The following is a 25,459-nucleotide window of genomic DNA, read 5'->3' on the forward strand; positions in this document are numbered from 1 at the left end:
AGCAGGAGCCCCCATGAAGCCGAACAGCCCGCTGACCCTTCAGGTGATTCGCGAGGAGCACCGTGCCCTGGCCGCCATGCTGCGCTCGGTGCCTTTGCTGCTGGCCGAGCTGCGCCGGCGCCAGGCCCGGCCAGACTTTGCCGCCTTGCGCGCCATGCTTTTCTACCTGGACGAGTTCCCCGAGCGCCTTCACCACCCCAAGGAGAGCGAGCTGCTCTTCCCCAAGCTACGCGCCAGGGCGCCCGAGATCCGCAGCGTGCTGGACCGGCTGGACGAAGACCACCAGCGCGGCGAGCGCGCCATCCGCGATCTGGAGCATGCCTTGCTTGGCTTCGAGCTCATGGGCGAGAGCCGGCGCGCCGCCTTCGAGCAGATGGCCGAACGCTATGTCCATGGCTATCTGCAACACATGCAAATCGAAGAGGTGCAGGTCCTACCGCTGGCGCAGCAGATGTTTGCACCGGACGACTGGGCCGAGCTCGACGAGGCCTTTGCGCGCAACCGCGACCCGCTGGCCGGCCATGCCGTCGACGAGCCCTACCGGGCGCTGTTCCAGACCGTGCTGAATGCCCTGCCGGCGCCGCTCGGCCTGGGCCCGGCCTTGTAAGCCTGCCGTAGTGCGCGCATTGCGCACAATTGGGCGATAAACAACGGCCTGTTCCGCCGCAAGCCACCGGGTTCAAAGGCCGATAAACGCAGCAGGCATCTCAAAGCGATGGTGCTGTTGATCCATTGGAAGGACCCAAGATGCGAAAGAATGACGCACGTTCATCACTCACCCACATCAGCCGCATCGCCTTGGCGATCGGCGCGCTGTGCACCAGCGGCCTGAGCCAGGCGGTGGACTTCAGCTACTCCGGCTTCGGCAATATCACGGCCGGCAAGGTCATCAGTGCCGGCGGCATTGACATCGGCTACCCGGACGGCACGCAGTGGAACTGCCCCTGCTTGATCGCCGATTTCTCACACGGCTCGGTCTACGAGCAGAAATGGTCGCTGGCGCCCGAGTCGCGAGTCGGCATTCAAGGCAACTGGACCTTCACGCCCGATCTGTCCTTCACCGCCCAGGGCGTCGCACGCCATGCGGCACAGAAGGCCAAGGCCGACCTGGAGTGGGCCTATCTGTCCTACAACCTGACGCCGCAGCTGACCGTGCAGCTGGGCCGCAAGCGCCTGCCGCTGTTCTTCTACTCCGACTACCAGGACGTCAGCTATGCCTACAGCTGGGTGCGTGTGCCTCCTGATGTCTATGGCTGGGCGGTCGTCAACTACAACGGCGCCAACCTGACCTACCGCGGCGATGTCGCAGGCTGGGCGGTCAAGTCCACCGTCTACGCCGGCAGCGAGCACACCAAGAAGAACCCGATCGCCAAGCTGGAAACCGCCTCGCCCTCGGACATCAACTGGGACAGCATGTGGGGTGTGGACCTGGAGATCAACCGCGACTGGTTCACCGCCCGCCTGGCTCTGAACAAGTCCAAGCAGCAGCAATTCCGTGATGGCGTGCAGACCTCGCCCAACCCGGCGAACGGCACACATTCACCGCAGACCTTTGCGGCCCTGTCCTTCGTCATCGACAAGGACAACTGGCTGCTGCGCAGCGAGTTGTCCTACATCGACCGCTCGCCGGCCCGCGGCAGCTACCGCGGCCGCATGTTCGGCGCTGGCTACCGCATCGACAAGTTCACACCCATGATCACGGTCAGCCAGCTGAAGGCCTACAACTCGGCCTTCACCACCTTGGCCGAGAAAGACGCCATGACCAGCCTGAGCTTGCGCTACGACTTGACCGACACCAGTTCGATCAAGGCGCAGTACGACCGCAGCCGCTGGGACCTGCTGGACGGCACCGATGTCCGGCGCAAGCTGGTGACCGTGTCCTATGACTTTGTCTTCTGATCGGGGGCAAGCCATGATGAACACACAACAAGCAACTCAGCGCTTCGCTCGCACTCTGTTGGCCGGACTTGCAGCCCTGGCCTTGGCCGGCGCCGCACAAGCAGACATCGCCGTCATCGTCCACCCGAGCAATGCCACGGCACTCGATGACGAGCAGATCAGCAAGATCTTCCTGGGTCAGACCAAGACTTTCTCCGGCGGCGGCGAAGCCGTGCCGGTGGACCAGAAGGAAGGCGCCACACGCGAGGACTTCGGCAACAAGGTGTTGAAGAAGAATCCGTCCCAGCTCAAGGCCTTGTGGGCGCGCCAGATCTTCACCGGCGGTGCCAAGCCGCCGCGCGAGATGGGCGGTGACGACGAGGTGCTCAAGTTCGTCGCCAGCACGCCCGGCGCCATCGGCTATGTCGATGCCGGCAAGGCCAACTCCAGCGTCAAGGTCGTCAAACGCTGACTCCGCGCGCAGCCGGCCCTTGTGCCGGTTGCGCGGCCGGCGCCCTCCATGGGCGCCTCGCCTGAATTACGCATATTTCACGTTTTTATCATTTTAAAACGTGCAGACGCCCGACTTCAGGCGCAAGCTCTCACCACGTACTGCCCCAAACCCCAGCCCGGCGCCTGCCGAGGGGCCGCGGGGCTGAGAGGGGCAGCCATGAATGACGAGGTCGCAAGCCCGCCCACCATCCTGCTGGTGGACGACGAGCCGTCCATCCTGAGCGCCCTGCGGCGTTTGTTGCGTCCGCAGGGCTACAAAATCCTGATGGCCGAAGGCGGCGCCGCCGGCCTGGCCTTGATGGCCCTGGAGCCCGTGGACCTGGTGGTCTCCGACATGCGCATGCCCGAGATGGACGGCGTGCAGTTTCTGGAGCAGGTGCGTGAAGGCTGGCCGGGGACGGTTCGCATCCTGCTGACCGGCTACGCGGACATCAGCTCCACCATCGCGGCCATCAACCGCGGCGCCATCCACCGCTACATCTCCAAGCCCTGGGACGACAACGACATCCTGCTGGCCATCGGTGACGGCCTGCAAAGGCACAAGCTGGAACAAGAAAACCAGCGTCTGGCCCAGCTGACCCAGGTCCAGAACGAGCAGCTGCAAGACATGAATATGCAGCTGCAGGACAGCAATGCCCAGTTGCACAGCGTCAATGATCAGCTCCAAGACGCCAACGGCCAGCTGGCCTCGGTGAACCAGGAGCTGCAAGACAGCAATGGCCAGCTCGGCAAAGCCAACGAGCAGTTGGCCGGCGTCAATGAAGAGCTCGAGAAGCGCGTGCAGGAGCGCACGCAAGAGCTCCAGCAGGCGCACGACGAGCTCAGCCGCTCCCATGCCGAGATGGCCCTGGCCCACGAGAAGCTGCAACAAGCCCATCTGCAGCTGGAAGAAAACTTCGCCCTTTCCATCAGCGTGTTTGCCGGCTTGCTGGAGCTGCGAGACGGCAGCGTCAGCGGCCACGGCCGACGCGTCGCCACCCTGGCCGGCCGCATCGCCGAAGCCATGAACTTGGGCCCGGCCGAAGTGCTGGACATCCACAACGCCGGCCTGCTGCACGAAGTGGGCAAGATCGGCCTGCCCGATGAACTGCTGCGCAAGACCGTGTCGCTGATGAGCGGCAGCGAGTTTGAGCTCTACAAACGCCACCCGCTGCAGGCCCAGGCGGCCTTGATGCCCTTGGCCCGCCTGCACCAAAGTGCCTTGCTGATCCGCTCACAGCATGAACGCATCGACGGCAAGGGCTATCCCGACGGCCTGACCGGCATCGAAGTGCCGCTAGGCTCTCAGATCATCAACATCGCCAGCACCTTCGAATCCTTGATCGCCGGCCGCCTGGCCGAGAAGGTCTTCTCCACCGATGACGCCTGCAAGGCCATTCATGAAAACGGCGAGCAGCATTACGACCCGGAAGTGCTGGCCGCCTTCGATGCGGTGCAAGCCGCGCTGGCCCTGGAGAGCGCGGCCGACCAGGAACTGAGCGCATCCGAGCTGCGCGGCGGCATGGTGCTGGCCCGCGACCTGCTCAGCCCACATGGCAGCTTGCTGCTGCCGGCCGGCCATGTCTTCAGCAGCGCCTTGATCAAGCAGGTGCAGCTGATGGACCAGCGCGAGCGCCTGAGCCTGAGCTTCTTCATCAAGAAGCCGCAGGATCCGCGCCAGGCGGCCAAGAAAGCGCAACATGCTTGAATTCGACACCCCACCGCGTGCGCCGGGCGGCCTGGCCCTGGCCTTGCAAGCCGCCATGGGTGGCGCCACCGAGCTGCCGCCGCCGCCCAACATCCTGGACCCCAGCTGCAGCGCAGCCTTGCAGGCGGTGAGCGCGCCCTTGCTGGTGCACGACGGCGTCCACATCGTCTATGCCAACGCTGCCCTGCAACGCCTGCTCGGCTACAGCCTGGCCGAACTCTGCCTGGTGCCGCACTACGCCTGGGCCAGCGAAGCCAGCATGGAACCGGTCCGGGCCTATGGCGCACGCTGCCTGGAGCTGCAGGAAGACCTGCCGGCGCTCGAATGCGAGGCGCTGACGGCCAATGGTTCGGTGCGTCATCTCGAAATCAGCGCCAGCCGCATAGCCGGCCCGCATGGCCCCTTGGCCCTGATCACCTGCACCGACCTCAGCGATATGCGCCATGTGCAGAACAGCCTGTTCGAAGTCGGCCGGGTCATGCACCAGATCCTGGACAACAACCCGGTGGCAACCTTTGTGCTCGACGCGACGCACCAGGTCACCCACTGGAATGCCGCCTGCGTGCAGCTGACCGGCATCGAGGCCGCAACCATGGTCGGCAGCCAGACACCATGGCGCGCCTTTGTGCAGGAGCCGCGCGCGCTGCTGGTCGACCTGATCGTTGACGGTCGCATCGCCGACGAAGGCCCACGCCTGTACGGCGACACCATCCGTCCTTCGCCCCTGATTCCCGGCGCCTTCGAAATGGAGGACTTCTTCCCGCAGTTCGGCGAACACGGCCGCTGGATCTTCTGCACCGCGGCGCCGCTCTACGACACCCAAGGCAAGATCGTCGGCGCCATCGAAACCATGATGGACGTGAGCCGCCGCCATGCCGCCGAGGACGAACTCAAACGCCACCGGCAGGAGCTGGAAACCCTGGTGGCCGCCCGCAGCGCCGAGCTGCTGCGCAGTCACAAGGAGCTCGATGCCTTTCTGGAGAACGCCTCGGTCGGTATTCTCTGCACCAGCAAACGCCAGATCCTGCGCAGCAACCGCAAGTTCGCGCAGATGTTCGAGATGGAAGGCATGAGCAATGCCGAGATGGCCCAGGCGCATTTCCTGGGCAATGCCGAGGCCTATCGCGAGCTGCGCGCCATCGCCGTGCCGACCCTGAGCGCCGGCCAGTCGCTGACCCACGAGATGGAACTGCGCACCCACAGCGGCCAGCCCCTGTGGATCCAGATGATCGCCTACGCTGGCAGCCCCGAGGACCCGGAGACCGGCGTCTGGTGGCTGCTGCAGGATCGCAGCGAGGTCATGCGCGCACAGCGCGAGCTGGTCAACAACTACCGCCAGATCCAGCAAGCCAATGCCCGGTTGGAAGACGCGCAGAACCAGCTGCTGCAGTCGGAAAAGATGGCCTCGATCGGCCAGTTGGCGGCCGGCGTCGCCCACGAGATCAACAACCCGGTCGGCTTTGTCGCCTCCAATCTGGGCACCTTGCGCCGCTATGTGGAGTCCTTGCTGCAGCTCAACGGCCTGTTCGAATGCGTGGACCTGCAAGCCCTGCCGGCCGACTTGCGCGAGCAGATCGCACGCTTGCGCCAGGACGCCGACTTCGAGTTCATTCACGAAGACCTGCCTCAGCTCTTGCGCGAAAGCGACGAAGGCCTGGTGCGGGTCAAGAAGATCGTGCAGGACCTCAAGGATTTCTCGCGCGTCGACCACGCCGACTGGCAGGAGGCCGACCTCAACCAAGGCCTGGAGTCCACCCTCAATGTGGTATGGCACGAGATCAAATACAAGGTCGAGGTCGAGCGCAACTATGGCCCGCTGCCGCCGGTACGCTGCCTGGCAGCCCAACTCAACCAGGTCTTCCTGAACCTGATCGTCAATGCCGCCCACGCCATGCCCGAGCGCGGCCGCCTCAAGCTCAGCAGCACGACCACCGAGGGCTGGGTCTGCGTCAGCGTGAGCGACAACGGCAGCGGCATGAGCCCCGAGGTGCTGCGCCGCATCTTCGACCCCTTCTACACCACCAAGCCGGTGGGCCAGGGCACGGGCCTGGGCCTGTCGCTGTCCTTCTCCATCGTCAAGAAGCATGGCGGGCGCATCGAAGTGGAATCCGAGCTGGGCGTGGGCAGCTGCTTCAAGGTGTGGATACCGGTGCAGGGGCCGAGTGAGGAGGGTGGGGGGCGCTGAGGTGAGCGGGGCAAGATGAATCAATGCCCGAGCTGGCCGCTGCGCGGCCAGGTCCGACACACAAGGAACCCGCTCGATCAGTGGGTGCCCGAGCTGCCTGCTGCGCGGCCAGGTCCGGCACACCAGGAACCCGCTTGATCAGTTGATGCCCGAGCTGTCCGCTTCGCGGCCAGATCCGGCACACAAGGAACCCGCTTAGTCAGTTGGTGCCCGAGCTGTCCGCTTCGCGGCCAGATCCGGCACACAAGGGCATAAGATTCCCTCATGCGAGCCATCATCCTCGCGGCCGGGCGCGGTGAGCGCATGCGGCCGCTGACCGACACCACCCCCAAACCGCTGCTCCTGGTCCAGGGCAAACCGCTGATCGTCTGGCATATCGAAGCCTTGGCGGCAGGCGGCGTGCGGGACATCGTCATCAACACGGCCTGGCTCAGCGAGCAGTTCCCGGCCACCTTGGGCGACGGCAGCCGCTATGGCGTGCGCCTGCATTTCAGCGATGAATCGCGCGAGCCGGGCGGCGCGCTCGAGACGGCCGGGGGCATCCGCAAGGCCCTGCCCTTGCTGCGCGACGGTGGAGCGGAGAGCTTCTGGGTCGCCTCGGCCGATGTCTTCGTGCCGGGCTTTCGATTCGACGCCGAGGCAGCGGCACGCTTCGCGGCCGACCCGCAACTCGATGGTCGCCTCTGGATGGTGGCCAACAGCCCCCACCACCCGAGCGGTGACTTCGCCATCGACGCGCAAGGTCTGGCCCTGAGCGAGCGCCACGGCGCCGCGCCGGAGCAGCCGCGCCTGACCTGGTCCTGCCTGGGGCTGTTCAAGGCGCGCCTGTTTGACGCCCTGCCCCTGGGCCAGGCCGTTCGCCTGCGCCATTGCCTGGAAGACGCCATCGGCCGCCGTGCCCTGGCGGCCGAGGCCTACCATGGCGCCTGGACCGATGTCGGCACGCCCGAACGCCTGGCCCGGCTGAACCAGGCTCCCTGAACACCCCCTGAGCGCGGCCCCTTGATTCGCGGTGGATGCGGACTTGCCCGCATCACGCAAGCTCGGGCCTCGGTCAGAATCAGCGTGCAACTTCCGCTGAGACGCCCGTGTCCACCATGCCAACAACCGGTTCGCCGGGCCGCAACACCGCCTTGATGTTTCTGAGGTTCAGCGCCGCCGCCCTGCTGCTGGCCTTGCTCTTGCTGTTGGTGCAGGCGCCACCAACTTGGTCGGCACTGGCCGTGCTCGCCGCTCTGCTGGGCCTGCTGCCCTCACTGCGCCGCCCCCAGCACAGCGACCGCGAGCGGCAGCTGCTGGAAGCGATCGAGGCCATGCCAGCCGGCTTCGACCTCTGGGACGCCGATGACCGTCTGCTGATGTGCAACCGGCGCGTGCGCGAGGACTACCCCCAGGTGGCCGAGCATCTGGTCGAAGGCGGGCGCTTCGAAGATGTGGTGCGCCAATCCCTGCGGGCCGGCTATGTCACCGAGGCACGCGGGCGTGAAGAGGCCTGGCTGGCCGAGCGACTGGCCGGCCGCGGCCAGCAGTCGGGCCCGCGCCTGCAGCAGTTCGGCGAACGCTGGCTGCACCTCTACGAGCAGCGCACCGCCTCAGGTCTGCTGGTCTGCATACGCCTCGATGTGACCGAGCTGGTCAAGACCCAGCAGGCCCTGGCTGAGGCCCAAGCCGCCGCGCACAGCGAACGCCAGCTGCTCGAACGGGCCATTGACGCCATGCCGGCCGGCATTGAGATCTACGACGAGCAAGACCGCCTGCTCTTGGCCAACCGCCGCGTGATCGGCTGGATGCCGCACCTCGATTACGAAGCCATGCGCGGCCAGAGCTTTGCTCACATGCTGGCGCTGAGCCGCGCGGCCGGCGCCCTGCCCCTGGAAGCCCTGGGCGACGAAGACGCTTGGATCGCCGCGCGCCTGGCCGGGCGCGGCCGCAGCGAGCAGGCCCAGCTGCAGCAGCTGGCCAGCGGCATCTGGCTGCGCGTCACCGAGACACGGACGCCCGAGGGCTATCTGGTCGCCGTGCGCCAGGACGTCAGCGACTTGCTGCTCAAGGAACGCGAACTGCAGGCCAGCCAGGCCCAGTTGCAAGCCATCATCATGACGGCCGGCGTGGCCATCGTCACCATCGACGCCCAGGGTCATATGCTCAGCTGCAACCCGGCCGTGGAGCGCCTGTTCGGCTATCGCGCCGAGGAGATGCTGGGCCAGAACATCTCCCTGTTGATGGACGAGCCCGACCGCGGCTCCCACGACCATTACCTGCGCCGGCGCGAAGGCGCAGAGGGTGCGCGGGAGCTGACCCTGGTGGGCCGGACACGCGAGTTCAATGCCCTGCACAAGAGCGGCCGGGCGCTGACCGTGCAGGTCTCGGTGTCCGAGGTCAAGGGCCCGCAGGGCAAGCTCTATGTCGGCGTGATCACCGACCTGACCGAGCGCAAGCAATTCGAGATCGATCTACAGCATGCCAACGAGCAGCTGCTGCGCCTGTCCACCACCGACGCGCTGACCGAGCTGGCCAACCGCCGCCTGCTGATGCAAAAGCTTGAGGAAGAATGGCGGCGCGGGCTGCGCCTGGGCACGCCGCTGAGCCTGCTGCTGATCGACGTCGACCACTTCAAGCTCTACAACGACCACTACGGCCACCAGGCCGGCGATGCCTGCCTGATCCGCGTGGCCGAGGCCTTGCGCACCAGCGCTGGCCGACCCACCGATGTGGTGGCGCGTTATGGCGGCGAGGAGTTCGTGCTGCTGCTGGCGCAGACCGATGCGGCCGGCGCCCTGGCCGTGGCCGAGCGCTGCCGCCAGGAGATTGCTCGGGCCGCGATTGAGCACGAGGTCTCGCCGCTGGGCCCCGAGCTGACCATCAGCATCGGCGTGATCAGCGCCGTGCCCCTGCGCGGTGGCTCAGCCTCACAGTGGTTGGCACAAGCCGATCTGGCGCTCTACCAAGCCAAGGCACAGGGCCGCAACCGCGCCGTGGCTGCGCCCATGTTCAGCCCGGTCTGAGCGCCGAGCTGACGCGCAGCACGCCCTCGTCCTGCAGCCAGTCGGCGGCCGCGCGCTCGCGCAGCTGCTGGGCCGTACCGCTGCTGGCCTGCAGCACGCCCATCCAGCCATCGCGGCCACCGCGCTTGACGGCATAGAGCATGGCATCGGCCACGTCGACGGTGCGGTTCCAGTCCAGCGCCCGCGGATGCTGCTGCGAGATCGGGAAGCAGGCGAAGCCGATAGAGCAGGTCTTGTGCAGGACCAGACCGTCCGCATCGAGCACAAACGGTTGCTCGGCCACCAGGGCGCGCATGCGCTCGGCCAGCTCCGGCGCATGGCTGCGTGGGCTGCCGCGGGCGACGATCAGGAACTCCTCGCCGCCCCAGCGCACCAGGTAATCGGTGTCGCGGAAAACCTGGCGCAGGCGGTCGCGCATCTGCTTGAGCATGCGGTCGCCGGCGGCGTGGCCGAAGCGGTCGTTGATGTCCTTGAAGTGGTCGATGTCGATCAGGAAAAAGATCAGGTCGGCATCCTCGGGCAAGGGGCCACCCTGGCGGCTCTGGGCTTCATGGCGGCGCAAGGTCAGGGCGACATCGGCCTCGATGTGCTGGGCCAGAAAGCGCCGGTTGCGCAGGCCGGTCAGCGGGTCGGACAAGCTCAGGTCCTCCAGCGCCAGCGACTTCTCCTCCAGCGCTCGCGACTTTTCCTGCAGCGCGGCCGACAAGTCCTCGAGCTCGGCCGTGCGCTCGCGCACGCGCTGCTCCAGCCCCAGCTGGCGGCGCTCCAGATAGCCGGTGCGCCAACGCACCAGGCCATAGAGCAGGCCGGCGCCGCCCAGCGCCAGCGCCAGGCGCAACCACCAGGTCTGCCACCAGGCGGGATGGACTTGGATCGGAATGGCCAGCTCATGCGGGCTCCACACCCCGCTGCGATTGCTGGCCCGCACCCGCAGCAGGTAATGGCCAGGGCTGAGGTTGCTGTAACTGGCCAGGCGCTGGGTGGCGCTGGTGTAGATCCAGCTGCCGTCATAACCTTCCAACTGGTAGGCATAGCGAACGCGCCCCGGGTCGCTGTAGTCCAGGGCCGCGAACTCCAGGCCAAAGCTGCGCTGCTGCGGCAGCAGCTGCAGGCCCTGCGGCGCCAGCATGCCGGCATTGACTCGCTCGCCATTGATGCGCAGCTCGCTGGCCACCACCGGCGGCTGATAGGCCCAGGCCTCAAACCGCTCCGGGTCCACCACCATCAGGCCACGGGCAGCTCCAAACAGAAAACGGCCGTCCTGCAAACGCGCATAGGAACGGAACCAGCTTGTGCCGGCATCAGCACCGTCGGCCGGGGTCAGCTCGTAGAGATGGTCGCGGTTGGGGTCATAGACATAGTTTTGGCTCCAGACACGGCCCCGTTCGTCATCGAGCAGATTGGCACCGAAGGCTCGGCCGGCAATGCCCTTGCGCTCGCTGATGGCGTCAAAGCTGGCCTGGTGGCCGTCCCAGCTGGTCATCTGATGCAGGCCGGTGGCGGTGTCCACCCAAAGGCGCTGACGGCGGTCGATCAAGAGGCCGGTGACGATGCCATTGCGCAGGCCCTGGCCGGCCACCGTGGGCACGATCTGGAACTCGCGCGCGCCGGCCGGGCGCAGGAACAGGCCGGCCTCGCCGCCCACCCAGAGCGCGCCGTCCTCGGCCTCGACGATGGCATTGAGTTCGCCCCTGAGCGCCGCTCCGCCGGCCAGGTGATGGCGCAGCGCCGGCCCCTGGCCGCCCAGCAGCTGGTACAGACCGTCCTGGGTGCCGACCCAGAGGTCGCCGTTGCGGGCCAGCACCGTGCGACGCAAGCGCCCATGGGCCACATCCAGGCTCTGCAAAAGGCGCCCCTGCGCGTCGACACGCAGCAGCTGCGAGTCCACGCCCACCCAGACCGTGCCGTCCCGAGCCCGTGCCAGAGTGGAGACCCGAACAGGCTCATCCGCCCGGCGCTTGAGCGCGCTGCGCAGATCGATCTGGCGGTGCAAGCGCAGCTGGGCATCGAGCACCCCCAAACCCTGAGCCGTGGTGCCGACCCAGACCTCGCCCCCGTCCAGCTCCAGCAAGGCGCGGGCGCTCGGGTCTTCGAAGACAGCATCGCCATGCTCGTCGAGCTTGCGCACGCCGATGCTGAGCTGGTCGGCATCGTGGCGCTGCAGGCCGCCACCAAAGCCACCGACCCACATCCAACCGCCCCGGTCGAGCAGCAGGCAGCGCACCTCGTTGCCACCGAGGCTGCTGGGGTTGCGAGGGTTGTGGCGCAGGATTTGCTGCAGGCGACCATCAGCGGCGCGCAGCTCCACACCACCGGCTCGGCCCACCCAAATCAGGCCCGGGCTTGCCTGGGTCAGGGCATAGACCGCGCCGCGCGGGCCGTTCTGCTCCAGCACGCTGACGCGTCGGCTGCCGGGGTCCACCAGGGCCAGATCGCCTTGCTGCGTGCCGACCCAGATCTGCCCGTCCTCGGCCTGGGCCAGTCGCAGCACGATGGGCTGGGCCGGTCTGGCACTGCCCGCGCGGGCCCGTGTTGGCAGAGGCACGGGCTCGAACTGCTCGCTGCCGGCCGCCTTGCGCGCCAGGCCACCGAGACCACCGACCCAGAGCGTGCCCTCGCGGTCCAGCAGCAGGGCTTGCACGCTGTTGTCGGGCAGACTGCCGGCCCGCCCGGGCTCGTGGCGGTAATGAACAAAGCTTTGGCGCGCCGGGTCGAAACGGCTCAGGCCATGGAGCGCCGTGCCCAGCCAGAGCTGCCCGTCGGGCGCCTCGGCCAGGGCCAGCACGGTGCCCTCGGGCACGCTGCGGTCGGGCTGCGCCGGCTGGTGGCTGTAAAGCTGGGTGCGTTCGCTGGCAGGGTCGTGAACCGCCAAGCCGCCGGAATCGCTGCCTATCCACAAGCGCCCATCGCGCCCCACCAGCAGCACCCGCACAAAGCCGAGGCTGCGGCGTCCGCCCTCGGCGGCGGTGTCCAGGTGCAGCTGGCGAAAGCTGTAGCCGTCGAAACGCAAGAGTCCGGCGGCCGAGCCCACCCACAAAAAGCCCTGACGGTCCTGCGCCAGGGCCGACAGCACATTGTTGGGAATGACGCCGTTCTGGCCGACGGCTTCGAAGCGCAGCGCCAGCTCGGCAGGCGCACGGCTGGCGGCGGCCGGCGCGGCATGCGCCAAGCCGGCCAGCAACCAGGCCAGGCCGAGCAGAAAGCAAAAGGGGCTGAAAAGGCGTGGGCGGCTTTGCATCAGGCCCGATGGTAGGCCAAGGCCGCGGGTGGCCGGGCGCGGAACAGCGCGACCCGGCCGGCGCTGATCAACGCGCCAGGGGCTGGGTGATGGCGTCGATGCGCGCCAGCACCTCGGGCGTGAGCTTGGGCGTCAGCGCCAGGGCGCCCAGGTTGTCCTGAAGCTGCAGCAACTTGCTGGCGCCGAGGATGACGGTGCTGACCTGCGGGTTGCGGTTCGCCCAGGCGATGGCCAGCTGGGCCACATTGCCGCCCAGGTCGGCCGCCACCTTCTCCAGCTCGGCCACCGCCGCGTTCTTGGCCGCGTCCTGCAGCTGCTCGCGCATCCAGGCCATGTTTTCCAGGGCACCGCGGCTGCCTTCGGGGATGCCGGCCTTGTACTTGCCGGTCAGCAGGCCCGAGGCCAGCGGGCTCCAGGTGGTCAGGCCCAGACCGATGTCCTCGTACAAGCGGGCATATTCCTGCTCGACGCGCTGGCGGTGGAAGAGGTTGTATTGCGGCTGCTCCATCACCGGCTTGTGCAGATGGTGGCGCTCGGCGATCTCCCAGGCGGCGCGGATGTCGGCGGCCGACCATTCGCTGGTGCCCCAATACAAGGCCTTGCCCTGGGTGATCATGTCGCTCATGGCCCGAACGGTTTCCTCGATCGGCGTGTGCGGGTCGGGGCGATGGCAGTAGATCAGGTCGATGAAATCCAGCTGCAGGCGCTGCAGGGAGCCGTCGATGGCCTGCATCAGGTACTTGCGGTTCAGCGTGTCCTTGCGGTTGATGGTGTTGTTGCCCTCGCCTCCCAGGCCCCAGTAAAACTTGGTCGAGACCACGTACTGCAGGCGCGGCCAGTTCAAGGCCTTGAAGGCTTGGCCCATCACCACCTCGCTCTGGCCCAGGGCATACACCTCAGCGTTGTCGAAGAAGTTGATGCCGGCATCAAAGGCGGCCGCCAGCATCTCGGTGGCAGCCTTGGTGTCCACCTGCTTGTGGTACGTGACCCAGGAACCCAGAGACAGCTCGGAAACTTGCAGGCCGCTGCGGCCCAATCGACGGTATTGCATGGTGGTGTTCGCCTGTTTGTGTTCAATGCGGCCAAAAGTGCAGGGTAACCGAGAGCGCCACAGGCTTGCGCTTCGCTCGGCGATGCCCCCACAAGGCCGGGCCTGCCGACCAGGCGCCCGCCTGTGAGGCCCGGCCAGAGCCGCCCGCGAGTCGCCTAGGCGACAGCTCGTGTCGCACAGATGTCACCGTGCATACGCACACTGCGCCGCTTGCCCCATCTACCCTGGCCTTGAAGCCGGCGCACTTCCATGAGCTCTCCCAGCAAACTGCACAACTTCTTCCACTCCGCGGCGACCCCGGCGGACGACACGGCCGATGCCGGCCGGCGCAGCTTTGTGCGCGGCTCGGTCGCACTGGCGGCTGGCGCAGCCGGCCTGGGTGCGCTGGGCCTGAGCGGCTGCGGTGGCAGCGATATGGTCGTGATTCCGGTCAGCTTCAGCCACGGCGTGGCCAGCGGCGACCCGCAGGCCGAGCGCGTGATCCTGTGGACCCGTGTTCGCGCCAAGGACAGCGCCGATCTGCGTGACCTGGCCGTGCGCTGGGAAGTGGCCAGCGACGCCGACTTCAAGACCATCGTCGCCTCGGGCGATGCCCAGGCCGCTGCGGCCCGCGACTACACGGTCAAGGTTGACGCCACCGGCCTGCAAGCCGGCCAGAAGTATTTCTACCGTTTCAGCTGCGAGAGCCAGTACTCGCCGGTCGGTCGCACCAAGACCCTGCCCACCGGAACCACGGTCAGCCAGGTCAAGCTGGCGGTGTTCTCCTGCGCCAACTACCCGGCTGGCTACTTCAATGTCTATGCCGAGGCCGCCAAGCGCGAAGACATCGATGTGGCCGTCCATCTGGGCGACTACATCTACGAATACGGCCGCGGCGGCTACGCCAGCGAGAAGGCCGCGGCCCTGGGCCGTGAAGTCGAACCCGCAGGCGAAATCGTCGCCTTGAACGACTACCGTCGCCGCTACGCGCAATACCGCGCCGACGCCGACCTGCAGCGCCTGCACGCCAATGTGCCCATGATCGCCATCTGGGACGACCATGAGGTCTGCAACGACTCTTGGACCGATGGCGCCGAAAACCACCAGCCCGCCACCGAGGGCGACTACGCCAAGCGCAAGGCCGCGGCCATCCAGGCCTATCACGAGTGGATGCCGATCCGCAGCCAGCAAAGCGCCGAGCTGATCTACCGCAGCTTCGCCTTCGGCAATCTGCTGTCCCTGCACATGCTGGACACGCGCTTGATCGGCCGCGAAGAACCGCTGGATTACGCCAAGTACACCAGCGCCAGCGGCTTCAATGCCAGCGCCTTCGGCGCAGATCTGGCCAAGCCCAACCGCCAGCTGCTGGGCGCCACCCAGACCGGCTGGCTGCAGCAGCAGCTGAGCACCTCCAGCGCCACCTGGCAGGTGCTGGGCCAGCAGGTGCTGATGGGCCGCATGAACATTCCCGCGCCCATCCTGTTTGAAGCCAACAACCCCGGCAGCGGCGTCAGCGTCTCGGCCTACGGCGCCATCGTCGCCAAGGCTCAAAGCAACCCAGCAAGCCTGAGTGCGCAGGAGCGCGCCATCCTGGCCCAGCCCAGCATCCCCTACAACCTCGATGCCTGGGACGGCTATGCCGCCGCGCGCGAGACCGTGCTCGCCACCGCGCGCCAGCTCAACAAGAACCTGGTCGTGCTGGCCGGTGACACCCACAACGCCTGGGCCAGCGATTTGCAGGACATGGCCGGCAATCAGGTCGGTGTCGAGTTCGCCACCAGCTCGGTCACCTCGCCCGGCTTCGAGGTCTATCTGCCCAAGGAGAACCCGGCACAGCTGGCCGGCGCCCTGACCCAGCTGATCGGCCCGCTGGAATATGCCGACACCTCGCGCCGCGGCTTCATGGTCCTGACCGTCACGGCTCAAGAGTGCCGCTCGGACTGGGTCTATGTCAGCACCATCACCAGCCGCGAGTACACGGCCAGCGTGGGCAAGTCGCTCAAGGTCTTGCCAGGCCAAGGCCAGCGCAAGTTGACGGCGGTCTGAGCACGGCGGCCCACTCGCAGCAGCACCCGGCTTGCTGTGAACCCACAAAGCCACGCCGTGATTCACGGCGCATGGCGGGTTTCGGCACAGAACCGTCGTTCGCTGAGATTTGAATACGAACGCAGAGTGCGCGGAGGTTCGCAGAGATCGCAGAGAGAGAAGAAGAGCGAGGATTGTGTTCTCAGCGTCCTCTGCGGTCCTCTGCGAACTCTGCGTGCTGAAGCTTCTCCACGAACGACGGCTCAGTGCCGCTTGCTGCCGAATGCCAAGCATGGCTCGCTATAGTCCCAGCTTGACCGCTTTCGCCAGGCTCTGACGCCATGCCTTCCACCTCTCCCGACTCCGCCCCCACAGCGAGCCAAGCACCACTGCGCCTGGCCATCATCGGCGCCGGCCCGGCCGGCCTGAGCCTGGCCTTGCTGGCGGCCCAGCGCCTGCCTCATGCGCAGATCACGCTGTTTGATGCGCGGCCGCTGGACAAAGATGTGTCGGGCGACCCGCGCACCCTGGCACTGGCCCTGGGCAGCGTGCAGCTGCTGCAGCGCCTGCAGGCCTGGGATGCCGACGCGGCACAGGCAATTCTGGAAGTCAGCGTCAGCCAGGCGCCGCCCACACTGAACCACCCCTTGTTCGGCGCCAGCCAAGAGCCCGAGGTGCGGCTGAGCGCAGCCGAGCAAGGCGTCAGCCAGCTCGGCGCCGTGCTCAGCTACGGCCAGTTGGTGGCGCCGATGCAAGCACGCTGGCAGGCCCGCGTGCAGGCCGAACCTGCCCGCCTGTTCAGCCGCTTCGGCACGCCTGTGCAAGGCCTCAAGCCGCTGGCGCCCGGCGTCGAGGTCGATGCCGGCGTGGCAGAGAGTTTCGACCTGGCCGTGGTGGCCGAAGGCGGCGTGTTCGCCGAGCAGGCGCGCAAGGCCGTCTCGCACGACTACGCACAGAACGCCTGGGTCGGCAGCGTCACGCTGGCCGAAGACAGCCCGCAGGGCTTGGCCTTCGAGCGCTTCACACGCAACGGACCGCTGGCCCTGCTGCCCCTGCGTGCGCGCGAGGGCCAGCGCCGCGCAGCCTTGGTCTGGTGCATGCCCCAGGCCGACGATGACATCGCCTCACTCAGCGACGCCCAGCGCCTGGCGGTGATCCAGAGCCTGCTGCCGGCGCGCGTCGGCACGCTGCAGGGCATCAGCCCGCTCAAATGCTTTGCCCTGGGGCTCAATGCCGAGCGCAGCCTGGTCGAGGGTCAGGTCGTGCGCATCGGCAATGCCGCCCAGACCCTGCACCCGGTGGCCGGTCAGGGCCTGAACCTGGGCCTGCGCGATGCCTATGCCTTGGTTGAGGCCCTGGTCCAGGGCCAGGTGCGATCGAGCCACCCCGATGTAGCCGCGCTCTGGGTCAGCCAGGCCTTGCGCCGGGTCGAGTGGCAGCGCGCACCCGACCGCTGGAGCATGATCGCCGCCACCGATTTCCTGGCCCGAACCTTTGCCTGGCGCTGGCCCGGCCTGCCGGCCGCGCGCGGCTTGGCTCTGGCGGCGCTGCAGATGGCGCCGCCGCTGAAGCGGGCCGTGGCGCGGCAGATGATGTTTGGGCGGCGCTGAGCGCAGCACTTGAACCGGAACCACCCGATGAGCCACACCATCACCCATGCCCGTCGCCCGCTATGGATGGGCATGGTGTTCGGCGCCCTGCTCTCAGGCACAGCCAGCGTCGGTGCGGCCGAGGCGGCCCCAACGGCCAATGCCGCGCCTGTCGTGCAAGCTGCGCCCCTGGTCGCGGCCCAGGCCCATCGTCAGTTTTTCGAGCAGCTGCGCAGCCTCTGCGGCCAGGCCTTCGAAGGGCGCGTGGTGCAGGACCAGCCCAAGAGCGGCAGCGGCTTTGAAGGCCGTTTGCTGATGCATGTGCGGCGCTGCAGTGAGCGCGAGATCCAGATCCCCTTCCATGTCGGCGACAACCATTCACGCACCTGGATCATCAGCCAGACCGGCTCAGGCCTGAGCCTCAAGCACGACCACCGCAAGGCCGACGGTCGCAGCGATGCCTCGACCATGTACGGCGGCCACACCCGCGACGCAGGCTGGCCGCAGCTGCAGTCCTTCCCGGCTGACCCCTACAGCCAAGAGCTGTTCTTGCGCCAGGGCATGGCCGCCTCGGTCGGCAACACCTGGCAGTTACTGATCAACACCGATCTCAAGAGCTTCAGCTACCGCCTGCTGCGCGAGAGCCGCGAGTTCCGGGTCGACTTCGACCTCGGCAAGCCGGTGACAGCCCCTACCGCGCCCTGGGGCTACAGCGACTGATTTGTGTCATTGGCATCCCGTCCTGTAAGAGCTTGCAGGCGGGTTAACGCGCAAATGCCATGGAAACCCTCAGCCGGGAGGCAAAGGGGCCTGCCGATACTTTGCGGCAGGCGCACAAGCTGTTGGAGTGTGCGCATCGGCGGCCCCGCCCAAAAGGCGTGGCCACTCCCTTTGTTTGCTCCTCAGCTTGTGAGAACACAGACCATGCAGAAGACCACCCGCCCCCACGTTTTCGCCCTCAAGGCCTCGGCCGCCCTGGCGCTGGCCCTGAGCCTGCTGCCTGCCGGCGCCGTCACGGTGAACAGCACCTACATCCAGAACTCGGCCAACGAGATTCGCGGCCAGCTGGGCGGCTACGCCCGACCCACGGTGTACGTGAACCAACGCGCCTGCGGCGAGCCCTCGCCCAACGCCATGGCCTGCGGCCCCTACACCATCAGCGTCGGCACCTCCTTCCTGCAAGGCCAGGAAAACAGCTACGGCAACTACGTGGCCAAGTTCATCCTGGCCCATGAGTGGGGCCACTCGATCCAGTTCACCCGCGGCATCTACAAGCGGGCGCCCTACCAGGAGTTGCAAGCCGATTGCGTCGGCGGCACCTTTGCCAAGTACGCACAGACCACGCTGCGCTATCCCAGCTTCATCGAGTCGGCCGTGCGCTCGGCCCGCGCTGCCGCGGACTATGCAGAGCACGGCACGCCCTCGCAGCGCGACTACTACTCGCGCTACGGCTATGCCAACGGCCTGGGCGCCTGCTTGAACAATATCTGATGAAAACGGCCATGACCGCCACACGCTGGGGCATGGCCGTCGCCCTGCTGGCCACCGGACTGTTCGCCTGGTGGCAGTGGGACGAGGCCGCCACCGAACAGCAACGCCTGACTGCCGAGCAGGCGAAAGAGGCCGCCGCGGCGCTGGCTGCTTCGCAGGCGGGCGATCCGGCCTACGGCTTGCGCGATCTGTTCGGCGCCGTCGACCGGCCGCTGCCGCGCGGCCCGGCGGCCAGCGGCGCGCCAGCCAGCAGCAGCAATCCCTGGCAGCTGGCACAGGCCTCCACGGCCATGGCCGAGGCCGGCGGCAGCGCGCCCCCCGACCTGAGCCCCGAGGACAAAGCCGTGAACGAACAGCTGCGCCGCCTCGGCTACCAGATCGACGAGCGCTACTACCGCATGCCGCTGGGCCAGCTGCGCCAAGCTGCCGCCGCCAAGGATGTGCAGGCCCTGACCCATCTGGCCGAGCGCTATCTGTTTGCCCTCGACGGCAAGCCGCAAGAGGCCGAGCATGAGCCCGGATTCCCCTACCGCGAGGCGGCACGCACAGCCCTGACCGAGGCCTTCCTGCGCGGCAATCTGCATGCGGCGGCCATGATCTCCGAGACCTTCCTGCTGGAGAAGCGGCCGCTCGACGCGGCCACCTGGAACCTGATCGCACGCCGCTCGGGCGACCAGCTCAGCGCCGACTGGTTCCTCAAGACCCAGGACTATCTGCAACTCGGCGATGCCGGCCGCCAGCAAGCGGCCGAGAAGGCCGAGGCGCTCTGGGCGCAGCTAGAAAGCCGCAAGAAGAACGGCGCTTGAGCCGTCCTTACCAAGAACCCGTATTCGGCATGGATGCCCAAGGCTCGGCCGGCGCCAGCGCCGCGCCGTCCTGCAGCAGCTCCACCGAGATGCCGTCGGGCGAGCGCACAAAAGCCATGCGGCCGTCGCGCGGCGGGCGCAGCACGGTCACGCCGTGGTCGGCCAGGCGCTGGCAGGCGGCGTAGATGTCGGACACGGCAAAGGCCAGGTGGCCGAAATTGCGGCCGCCGCTGTAGACCTCGCCCTGGCCGTTCGCGTCGGGCCAGTTGTAGGTCAGCTCGACCTGAGGCTGGTACTTGCCCACTTCATCGCCAGGCGCGGCCAGGTACAGCAGGGTGAAACGGCCGGCTTCGTGCTCGCTGCGGCGCATCTCGACCAGGCCCAGCGCATCGCGGTAGAACTTCAGCGAAGCGTCGAGGTCGGTGACGCGGACCATGGTGTGCAGGTATTTCATCGTTCTTGCCTTCTCTTGGGGGCGGCGGGCCGGGTTCAGCACGCCATCGCCGGCAGCATATCGGCATCACCGAATCCTCGCCCGAGCACGGGAAAACTACGCAACAATGGCCCTGCTCCGTGCACCACTGCCGAGGCTTTGAGGCCCTTCTGCTCATGCGCTCCAACCCCGACGCTTCGTTTGCCCCTTCCGCAGCGCTTGAGCTTGAGGCCGCCAAGCCGGGTGCGCCCTTGGCAAGCGAGTCGAGCAGTTCGGCCCAGGAGGTCCGCCAGTTGCAGGCGGCCGTGGCCGATGCGGAAACGGTGCTGCACAAGATCAGCCGCTCGACACTGCTTGGCACCTGTGCTTTGGTGATGTTGGCCAGCCTGGCGCTGCTGCTACTGGGCCTGCCCCAATACCTGAGCGGCCAGGCCCCCCTCGCGCACAGCGCCTTTCCTCTGGCGACGACCGTGGTGTTCGCCGTTTTGCTGATACGCCTGCGCCTGCGGGTGAAGGGCAGCCAATATGACGCCTTTCTGGTGGTCGGCTTGATCAATCTGGCGCTGGGCATGGCCTCCCTGGGCAACGGGCTTCTGCCCTTGCTGCTGGCCGGCACAGCGATCTTGCTGACCTTTGTGGTTCTGCCGCTTGTGCACGCCCGAATCTGGTCGCTTGCGCCCATGCTGCTGGTCCTCGCCACCTTCTGGCGAGGTCAGGTGGACTTCGCCGTCATGCTGCGCCTGCTGATCACCTGTGTCGCGGTGGCGCTGACCATGGACTACCTGATGCGCAGCTTTGCCCTGGTTCAGCGCACCTTCACCCAGGCCTCCAGCTCGCTGCAGCGCTTGACTCAAGTGCTTGAGCAAGACAATGCGCGCCTGCAAGAACGCACCCGCCAGGCACAGGAGGCCAGCCAAGCCAAGTCCAGCTTTGTGGCCAATATGAGCCACGAAATACGCACACCCATGAACGCCATCCTGGGCATGCTGGCCCTGCTTCGGCGCACCGAGCTGAGTGCCAAGCAGGCCGACTATGCGGCCAAGAGCGAAGGCGCAGCGCGTGCCTTGCTCGGCCTGCTCAACGATGTGCTGGACTTCTCCAAGGTCGAGGCCGGCAAGATGAGCCTGGAGCCACGGCCTTTCTGCTTCGAGCCGCTGCTGCGCGAACTGGGCGTCATCCTGAGCGCCAACCGGGGCAGCAAGCCCCTGCGCCTGCTCTACGACATCGCCCCCGATCTGCCGGCCTGCTTGCTCGGCGATGCCATGCGCCTGCAGCAGGTCTTGATCAACCTGGGCGGCAATGCCATCAAGTTCACCGCGCAGGGAGATGTGCGACTGAGCATCCGCGTGCTGGAGCGCAGCGTCGACGCGGTGCAGCTGGACATTCGGATGAGTGACACCGGCATCGGCATTGCCCCCGAAAACCAGAATCGCATCTTCGAGGGCTTCACGCAGGCCGAAAACTCAACCACGCGCATCTTCGGCGGCTCCGGCCTGGGCTTGGCCATCAGCCAGCGCCTGCTGACGCTGATGGACGCGCCCCTGCAGATCGACAGCCAGGTCGGCCAGGGCAGCTGCTTCTTCTTCCAACTGCGCCTGCCCCTGGCCGAGCCCCCGGCCGCAGGACTTGAACCCGCCGTCAGCGAAGCGCCAGGCTTGCCGCAAGGCCTGGGCCTGATCATCGTCAGCCCGCATGCCGGCACGCGCGAGGTGCTGGCTGCTTACGCTGCGGCGCTGGGCCTGCAAGCCCGGCTGGCAAGCAAGGCAGAACAAACCTTGCAACAGCTGCGCCAAGAGCCGCAAACCCCGTCTGAGCCCTGCCTGCTCCTGCTTGACTGGCAGGTGCCCGAGGCGCAGCAAGTCGAGCAAGACCTGAGCCTCTGCCGGACCATGCGCGCACTGAATCCAGGCAGCCAGCTGGCTGTGCTGGCCTTGCTGGGGCAAGCCGATGCCTTGCCGGCGCCCCCTGATGAGCTGACTGACACACTGCTGGCACCCTTCACCTGCCAACAGCTGCTTGAGACCATTCAGGCCCTGTCTACCGCAGCACCCGAGACCCAAGCCCGCGGCGCACACCCGGCGGACCCGGCCGAAGCATCCACGGCAGCCGTGAACAGACCGCTGCATGGCCTGCGCATCTTGCTGGCCGAAGACAATGTCTTGAACCAACAGGTGGCTGTGGAACTTTTGAGTGACGCGGGCGCCGCGGTGCGCGTGGCCCACAACGGCCTGGAGGCGGTGCAGCTGCTGCGCGCCGAGCCCGATGGCTTTGACCTGCTGCTCAGCGATGTACAGATGCCGGTGATGGACGGCTATGCCGCCACCCGCGTCATCCGCGGTGAGCTGGGCCTGAGTCGGCTGCCGATTGTGGCCATGACGGCCGGCACCTTGCTCCGCGACCGCGAAGCCTGCCTGGCCGCCGGCATGGACGAGCATGTGGGCAAGCCCTTTGACGTCGAGCACTTGCTGCCTTTGCTCTTGCGCTTGTGCGCCAAGGCCGGCGAAGAAGAAGCCCCGAGCGAAGCTTCACTGCCCGAGCGTGTGTTTCCGACCCTGAGCCTGCCCGAAGCGCTGTGCACACGCGCCTTGGCCCAGGGCATCCTGGCGCAGGCCAGCATCGACCGCTTTCTGGGCCGCGCGCCGCTGTATGCCAAGACCGTGAATGCCTTCACCGCCAAGGCCGCGCGCTTTCCCGAGCAACTGGACGGCTTCTTGGCCGCCGGGCAGCTGGAGGACGCCACCCAAGCGCTGCACGCCATGAAGGGCATGGCGGCCATGGTCGGCGCCGAGCGACTGGCCGGCCAGGCCGGGGAAGGCGAGGCGCTGCTGCGCGAAGGGCGCACGCCGAGCGAGGCCTGGCGCCAGGAATTCCGGCGCGAGCTGCAAGACAACAGCACCCATCTGCTTGCATTGGCCGCCGAGATCAGCCGCCTCGGCGAGCAAGCCCATCAAGTGGCTTGATGGCCTGATCGGTCGGGCGACAGAGGCTGCCGCGCCGCTCGGCCCTGAGGGGGCTCAATCCCGAACAGCGCGCGCAGGCCGAGCAGACCTCGCAGCAGCAGATAGGCCGCCGCACAGCAGGCAAAGCTCAAGCCAATCAGCAGCAAGCCCTCGGGCAGCGGCGCGAGCTGCAAGGGCGCCAGCGCCTGGGTCAGCAGCACGATCACCGTCTGGTGCAGGATGTAGAGGCAGAACACGGCGGCGCCAAGGCGCCGGCGCCAGGCCGAATCGGCATTGAGGTGCAGGTAGGCAAAGCCGCAGGCCGCCGCCGTGGCCCACCACTGCATCAGGCCCCAGACGCCACGCATCAGCACCCGCAGGGTCTCGGGCGGTGTGGCGCCGTCGTAGGCGTCGAAGTACACCAGCAACAAGGCCCAGGCCGCCACCGCGCCGACCAGGGCCGGCCAGCGCAGCGCACTCAGGCGCGCCCAGAAGACCGAGCCGGAGTGAGAGGCCAGCATGCCCAGCAGGAAGAGGCTCAGGTATTGGGCGTGGTTGTACCAATCCCAGGTCAGGTTGTGGGTGGACGGAAACAAGCCCGCCAGCTGCCGCGCCAGCATCAGCGGCACGGCCAAGCCCAGCAACAAGCCCCAGGGGCCCAGAGCAGCCAGGCCTTGGCCGCACTGCGCCAAGACGGAGGGAGCCTGGCGCAGCAGCAGCCAGCCGATCAGGCCGTAGACCCAGAGGTAGGGCAGGAACCAGAGGTGGTTCCAGGTGGGCAGGTCCAGGCATTGCCAGCGGCCCTCTTCCATGCGGCAAAAGCCCTCGTAGCCCTGCAAATACTGCTGCATGAACTCGAAGTAACTGCCCGAGTAGGCCAGCTTCTGCACCACCTCAAAATAGCTCTGCGGCGGCACGATGACGAGCATGCCAAACACCAAGGGCAAGAGCAGACGCGCACTGCGACGGCGCAGCAAGCGGGCCGGCGTGTGGCCCTGCGCCTGCGCGCGCCCCCAGGCCTGGGCCAGGGCCGCACCGCCGATGAAGAACAGCAGGCCCAGGCGCCAGGGCGAGCTCATCAGCATCAGCGGCTCCAGCGCCGTGCTGGCGGTCGGGCTTTTGACATGCCAGCCCCAGCTCACGTAGTACATGCCCACGTGGTAGGGCACGAGCAGGCCGAAGGCGAGGATGCGCAGCCAGTCGAGGAAAAAGAGGCGGGGGTTATGTGAAGTTTGTTTCATGCCGCCAGCATCGCCGCCCGCCCCACCCCGGCCAAGCAATCTGGGGCGAACCGAGTCAGGCCCGTGGCGAAGTGGAAAGCCCCGTCACCATTCACCATTCACCATTCACCATTCACCATTCACCATTCACCTGTTCACCTGTTCACGCCTTCACCCATTCACTTCTCCCCCACCCACCCACCTTTGCCACAATCCCCCCGTCAACCCGGAGACTTTCACCCATGAAACTGCGTCGCCTCGCCATCGCCCTGTGCTGCAGCCTGAGCTTCACCGCTGCGGCCGTAGCCCAGATCAAGATCGGCCAGACCGCGGGCTTCAGCGGCCCAGTGGCGGCCGGGGTCAAGGAGACCACCGAGGGCGCCAAGCTCTACCTGAACGCCATCAACGCCGCCGGCGGCATCAATGGCCAGGCGATCGAGCTGATCTCGCTGGACGACAAGTTCGAACCCACGCTGGCCGCCGAGAACGCCAAGAAGCTGATCGATCAAGGCGTGCTGGCCCTGTTCCTGAATCGCGGCACGCCACACAGCCAGGCCATCCTGCCCCTGCTGGCCGAGCACAAGCTGGCCCTGGTCGCGCCCTCGACCGGCGCCATGCTGCTGCACAAACCGGTCAACCCCTACGTCTTCAATGTGCGCGCCACCTACCAGCGTGAGGCCGAGCGCTCAATCCAGCATCTGGTCGGCATGGGCATCAGCCGCATCGCCCTGGTCCAGGTGGACGACAGCTTCGGCACCGATGCGGCCACAGGCGCGCTCAAGGGCTTGCAGACCGCCAAGTTGCAGCCCTTGGCGCATTTGAAGTTCCCGCGCGAAAAGCCGGACATGACGGCCTTGATGGCCCAGCTGGTCAAAGCCGATGCCCAGGCCCTGCTCTTCATCGGCGCCGGTGCGGCTGTGGCCGACGGCGTCAAGGCCTTGCGCGCCGCGGGCTCCGGGGCGCAAGTCGTAACCCTGTCCAACAATGCCTCTTCGGGCTTCGTCAAGCAGTTGGACACACACGGCCGCGGCATCATCGTCAGCCAGGTGTTCCCGTCCGAGCGCTCGCTGAACACGCCCATGATCCGCGAGGCTCAGGAGCTGGCCAAGGCGGCCGGACTGAAGGAACTCACGCCCTCCAATGTCGAGGGCTTCGCCGCCGCCAAGGTGCTGGTGGCCGGCCTGCGCAGGGCCGGCAAAGACCTCAATCGCGCCGGCCTGCTGCGCGCGCTCGACAGCCTCGGCAAGATCGATCTCGGCGGCCTAGAACTGCGCTTCAGCAGCAGCGATCACACGGGCATGGACTATGCCGATCTGGCCATCATCGGCCCCGACGGCAAATTCTGGCGCTAAGCGCTTGAGAGTTTTCTACTGCGCGACTGCCATGCGTCGTTGGTCCGGTGCTCGGAATCCTCACGTAC

General features: G+C 67.0%; 18 protein-coding genes. 14 read left to right on the forward strand and 4 right to left on the reverse strand.

The window, feature by feature from the left end:
- Positions 1–13 precede the first annotated feature (13 nt).
- The 7 genes from LNV28_RS03390 (at position 14) to LNV28_RS03420 (ending at position 9,268) form a co-directional block, all read left to right on the forward strand.
- Positions 14–607 carry a hemerythrin domain-containing protein gene (locus LNV28_RS03390; RefSeq protein ID WP_263516501.1) on the forward strand — a complete coding sequence of 198 codons (594 nt, stop codon included), beginning with the start codon at positions 14–16 and terminating at the stop codon, positions 605–607.
- A 140-nt stretch (positions 608–747) separates the two neighbouring features.
- Positions 748–1,899, forward strand: a complete 1,152-nt coding sequence (locus tag LNV28_RS03395; RefSeq protein WP_263516500.1) for a TonB-dependent receptor — start codon at positions 748–750, stop codon at positions 1,897–1,899.
- Between the two features lie 13 nt (positions 1,900–1,912).
- Complete coding sequence (locus tag LNV28_RS03400; protein WP_263516499.1) at positions 1,913–2,350, forward strand: type 2 periplasmic-binding domain-containing protein; 438 nt, start codon at positions 1,913–1,915, stop codon at positions 2,348–2,350.
- 198 nt (positions 2,351–2,548) lie between these two features.
- A complete protein-coding gene (locus LNV28_RS03405) occupies positions 2,549–4,078 on the forward strand; it encodes an HD domain-containing phosphohydrolase (protein WP_263516498.1) in 1,530 nt (509 codons plus the stop codon).
- Positions 4,071–6,263, forward strand: a complete 2,193-nt coding sequence (locus LNV28_RS03410) for an ATP-binding protein (RefSeq protein WP_263516497.1) — start codon at positions 4,071–4,073, stop codon at positions 6,261–6,263. Before LNV28_RS03405 ends, LNV28_RS03410 begins: the two co-directional genes overlap by 8 nt.
- 264 nt (positions 6,264–6,527) lie before the next feature.
- A complete protein-coding gene (locus tag LNV28_RS03415) occupies positions 6,528–7,244 on the forward strand; it encodes a nucleotidyltransferase family protein (protein WP_263516496.1) in 717 nt (238 codons plus the stop codon).
- 116 nt (positions 7,245–7,360) lie between these two features.
- Complete coding sequence (locus tag LNV28_RS03420) at positions 7,361–9,268, forward strand: sensor domain-containing diguanylate cyclase (protein ID WP_263516495.1); 1,908 nt, start codon at positions 7,361–7,363, stop codon at positions 9,266–9,268.
- On the opposite strand, the gene LNV28_RS03425 is transcribed toward LNV28_RS03420, so the two are convergent.
- Together LNV28_RS03425 and LNV28_RS03430 are read right to left on the reverse strand one after the other, a co-directional pair.
- Entirely contained in the window at positions 9,255–12,506 is a 3,252-nt protein-coding gene (locus LNV28_RS03425) for a ligand-binding sensor domain-containing diguanylate cyclase (protein WP_263516494.1), read from the reverse strand. The two genes, LNV28_RS03420 and LNV28_RS03425, sit on opposite strands and share 14 nt — an antisense overlap.
- A 67-nt stretch (positions 12,507–12,573) precedes the next feature.
- The gene (locus tag LNV28_RS03430) at positions 12,574–13,557 is read right to left on the reverse strand and encodes a potassium channel beta subunit family protein (RefSeq protein WP_263516493.1); all 984 of its coding nucleotides are present in this window, start codon (positions 13,555–13,557) and stop codon (positions 12,574–12,576) included.
- A 249-nt stretch (positions 13,558–13,806) separates the two neighbouring features.
- On the opposite strand from LNV28_RS03430, the gene LNV28_RS03435 reads away from it, so the two are divergent.
- The 5 genes from LNV28_RS03435 to LNV28_RS03455 all read left to right on the forward strand — a co-directional run bounded on the left by LNV28_RS03435 (position 13,807) and on the right by LNV28_RS03455 (position 19,447).
- Positions 13,807–15,582, forward strand: a complete 1,776-nt coding sequence (locus LNV28_RS03435) for an alkaline phosphatase D family protein (protein WP_263516492.1) — start codon at positions 13,807–13,809, stop codon at positions 15,580–15,582.
- A gap of 320 nt (positions 15,583–15,902) precedes the next feature.
- Entirely contained in the window at positions 15,903–17,171 is a 1,269-nt protein-coding gene (locus LNV28_RS03440) for an FAD-dependent monooxygenase (protein ID WP_263516491.1), read from the forward strand.
- Between the two features lie 27 nt (positions 17,172–17,198).
- On the forward strand, positions 17,199–17,870 hold the full coding sequence (locus LNV28_RS03445) for a hypothetical protein (protein WP_263516490.1): 672 nt from the start codon (positions 17,199–17,201) through the stop codon (positions 17,868–17,870).
- Between the two features lie 204 nt (positions 17,871–18,074).
- Complete coding sequence (locus LNV28_RS03450) at positions 18,075–18,641, forward strand: neutral zinc metallopeptidase (RefSeq protein WP_263516489.1); 567 nt, start codon at positions 18,075–18,077, stop codon at positions 18,639–18,641.
- A gap of 11 nt (positions 18,642–18,652) precedes the next feature.
- On the forward strand, positions 18,653–19,447 hold the full coding sequence (locus tag LNV28_RS03455; protein WP_263516488.1) for a hypothetical protein: 795 nt from the start codon (positions 18,653–18,655) through the stop codon (positions 19,445–19,447).
- Between the two features lie 7 nt (positions 19,448–19,454).
- Here the strand turns inward: LNV28_RS03455 and LNV28_RS03460 are convergent, their stop codons facing one another.
- Positions 19,455–19,901 carry a lactoylglutathione lyase gene (locus LNV28_RS03460; protein WP_263516487.1) on the reverse strand — a complete coding sequence of 149 codons (447 nt, stop codon included), beginning with the start codon at positions 19,899–19,901 and terminating at the stop codon, positions 19,455–19,457.
- A gap of 155 nt (positions 19,902–20,056) precedes the next feature.
- On the opposite strand from LNV28_RS03460, the gene LNV28_RS03465 reads away from it, so the two are divergent.
- Positions 20,057–22,840, forward strand: a complete 2,784-nt coding sequence (locus LNV28_RS03465) for a hybrid sensor histidine kinase/response regulator (RefSeq protein ID WP_263516486.1) — start codon at positions 20,057–20,059, stop codon at positions 22,838–22,840.
- Here LNV28_RS03465 and LNV28_RS03470 read toward each other — a convergent pair.
- A complete protein-coding gene (locus LNV28_RS03470) occupies positions 22,828–24,060 on the reverse strand; it encodes an acyltransferase family protein (protein ID WP_263516485.1) in 1,233 nt (410 codons plus the stop codon). The genes LNV28_RS03465 and LNV28_RS03470 overlap by 13 nt on opposite strands.
- A 221-nt stretch (positions 24,061–24,281) precedes the next feature.
- Between LNV28_RS03470 and LNV28_RS03475 the strand changes: the two genes are divergently transcribed.
- A complete protein-coding gene (locus tag LNV28_RS03475) occupies positions 24,282–25,391 on the forward strand; it encodes an ABC transporter substrate-binding protein (protein WP_263516484.1) in 1,110 nt (369 codons plus the stop codon).
- Positions 25,392–25,459 lie beyond the last annotated feature (68 nt).

Origin of the sequence: Paucibacter sp. DJ2R-2 (assembly GCF_025717675.1) — a bacterium.
Taxonomy (GTDB): Bacteria; Pseudomonadota; Gammaproteobacteria; order Burkholderiales; family Burkholderiaceae_C; genus Paucibacter_A.

What these genes read in the sequence shown, in the direction of transcription:
- LNV28_RS03410 (WP_263516497.1), top strand. Translation starts at nt 4,071, where the DNA reads ATGCTTGAATTCGACACCCCACCGCGTGCGCCGGGCGGCCTGGCCCTG.
- LNV28_RS03475 (WP_263516484.1), top strand. Translation starts at nt 24,282, where the DNA reads ATGAAACTGCGTCGCCTCGCCATCGCCCTGTGCTGCAGCCTGAGCTTC.
- LNV28_RS03435 (WP_263516492.1), top strand. Translation starts at nt 13,807, where the DNA reads ATGAGCTCTCCCAGCAAACTGCACAACTTCTTCCACTCCGCGGCGACC.
- LNV28_RS03425 (WP_263516494.1), bottom strand. Translation starts at nt 12,506, where the DNA reads ATGCAAAGCCGCCCACGCCTTTTCAGCCCCTTTTGCTTTCTGCTCGGC.
- LNV28_RS03430 (WP_263516493.1), bottom strand. Translation starts at nt 13,557, where the DNA reads ATGCAATACCGTCGATTGGGCCGCAGCGGCCTGCAAGTTTCCGAGCTG.
- LNV28_RS03465 (WP_263516486.1), top strand. Translation starts at nt 20,057, where the DNA reads ATGCGCTCCAACCCCGACGCTTCGTTTGCCCCTTCCGCAGCGCTTGAG.
- LNV28_RS03455 (WP_263516488.1), top strand. Translation starts at nt 18,653, where the DNA reads ATGACCGCCACACGCTGGGGCATGGCCGTCGCCCTGCTGGCCACCGGA.
- LNV28_RS03415 (WP_263516496.1), top strand. Translation starts at nt 6,528, where the DNA reads ATGCGAGCCATCATCCTCGCGGCCGGGCGCGGTGAGCGCATGCGGCCG.
- LNV28_RS03400 (WP_263516499.1), top strand. Translation starts at nt 1,913, where the DNA reads ATGATGAACACACAACAAGCAACTCAGCGCTTCGCTCGCACTCTGTTG.
- LNV28_RS03420 (WP_263516495.1), top strand. Translation starts at nt 7,361, where the DNA reads ATGCCAACAACCGGTTCGCCGGGCCGCAACACCGCCTTGATGTTTCTG.
- LNV28_RS03405 (WP_263516498.1), top strand. Translation starts at nt 2,549, where the DNA reads ATGAATGACGAGGTCGCAAGCCCGCCCACCATCCTGCTGGTGGACGAC.
- LNV28_RS03395 (WP_263516500.1), top strand. Translation starts at nt 748, where the DNA reads ATGCGAAAGAATGACGCACGTTCATCACTCACCCACATCAGCCGCATC.
- LNV28_RS03470 (WP_263516485.1), bottom strand. Translation starts at nt 24,060, where the DNA reads ATGAAACAAACTTCACATAACCCCCGCCTCTTTTTCCTCGACTGGCTG.
- LNV28_RS03445 (WP_263516490.1), top strand. Translation starts at nt 17,199, where the DNA reads ATGAGCCACACCATCACCCATGCCCGTCGCCCGCTATGGATGGGCATG.
- LNV28_RS03450 (WP_263516489.1), top strand. Translation starts at nt 18,075, where the DNA reads ATGCAGAAGACCACCCGCCCCCACGTTTTCGCCCTCAAGGCCTCGGCC.
- LNV28_RS03440 (WP_263516491.1), top strand. Translation starts at nt 15,903, where the DNA reads ATGCCTTCCACCTCTCCCGACTCCGCCCCCACAGCGAGCCAAGCACCA.
- LNV28_RS03390 (WP_263516501.1), top strand. Translation starts at nt 14, where the DNA reads ATGAAGCCGAACAGCCCGCTGACCCTTCAGGTGATTCGCGAGGAGCAC.
- LNV28_RS03460 (WP_263516487.1), bottom strand. Translation starts at nt 19,901, where the DNA reads ATGAAATACCTGCACACCATGGTCCGCGTCACCGACCTCGACGCTTCG.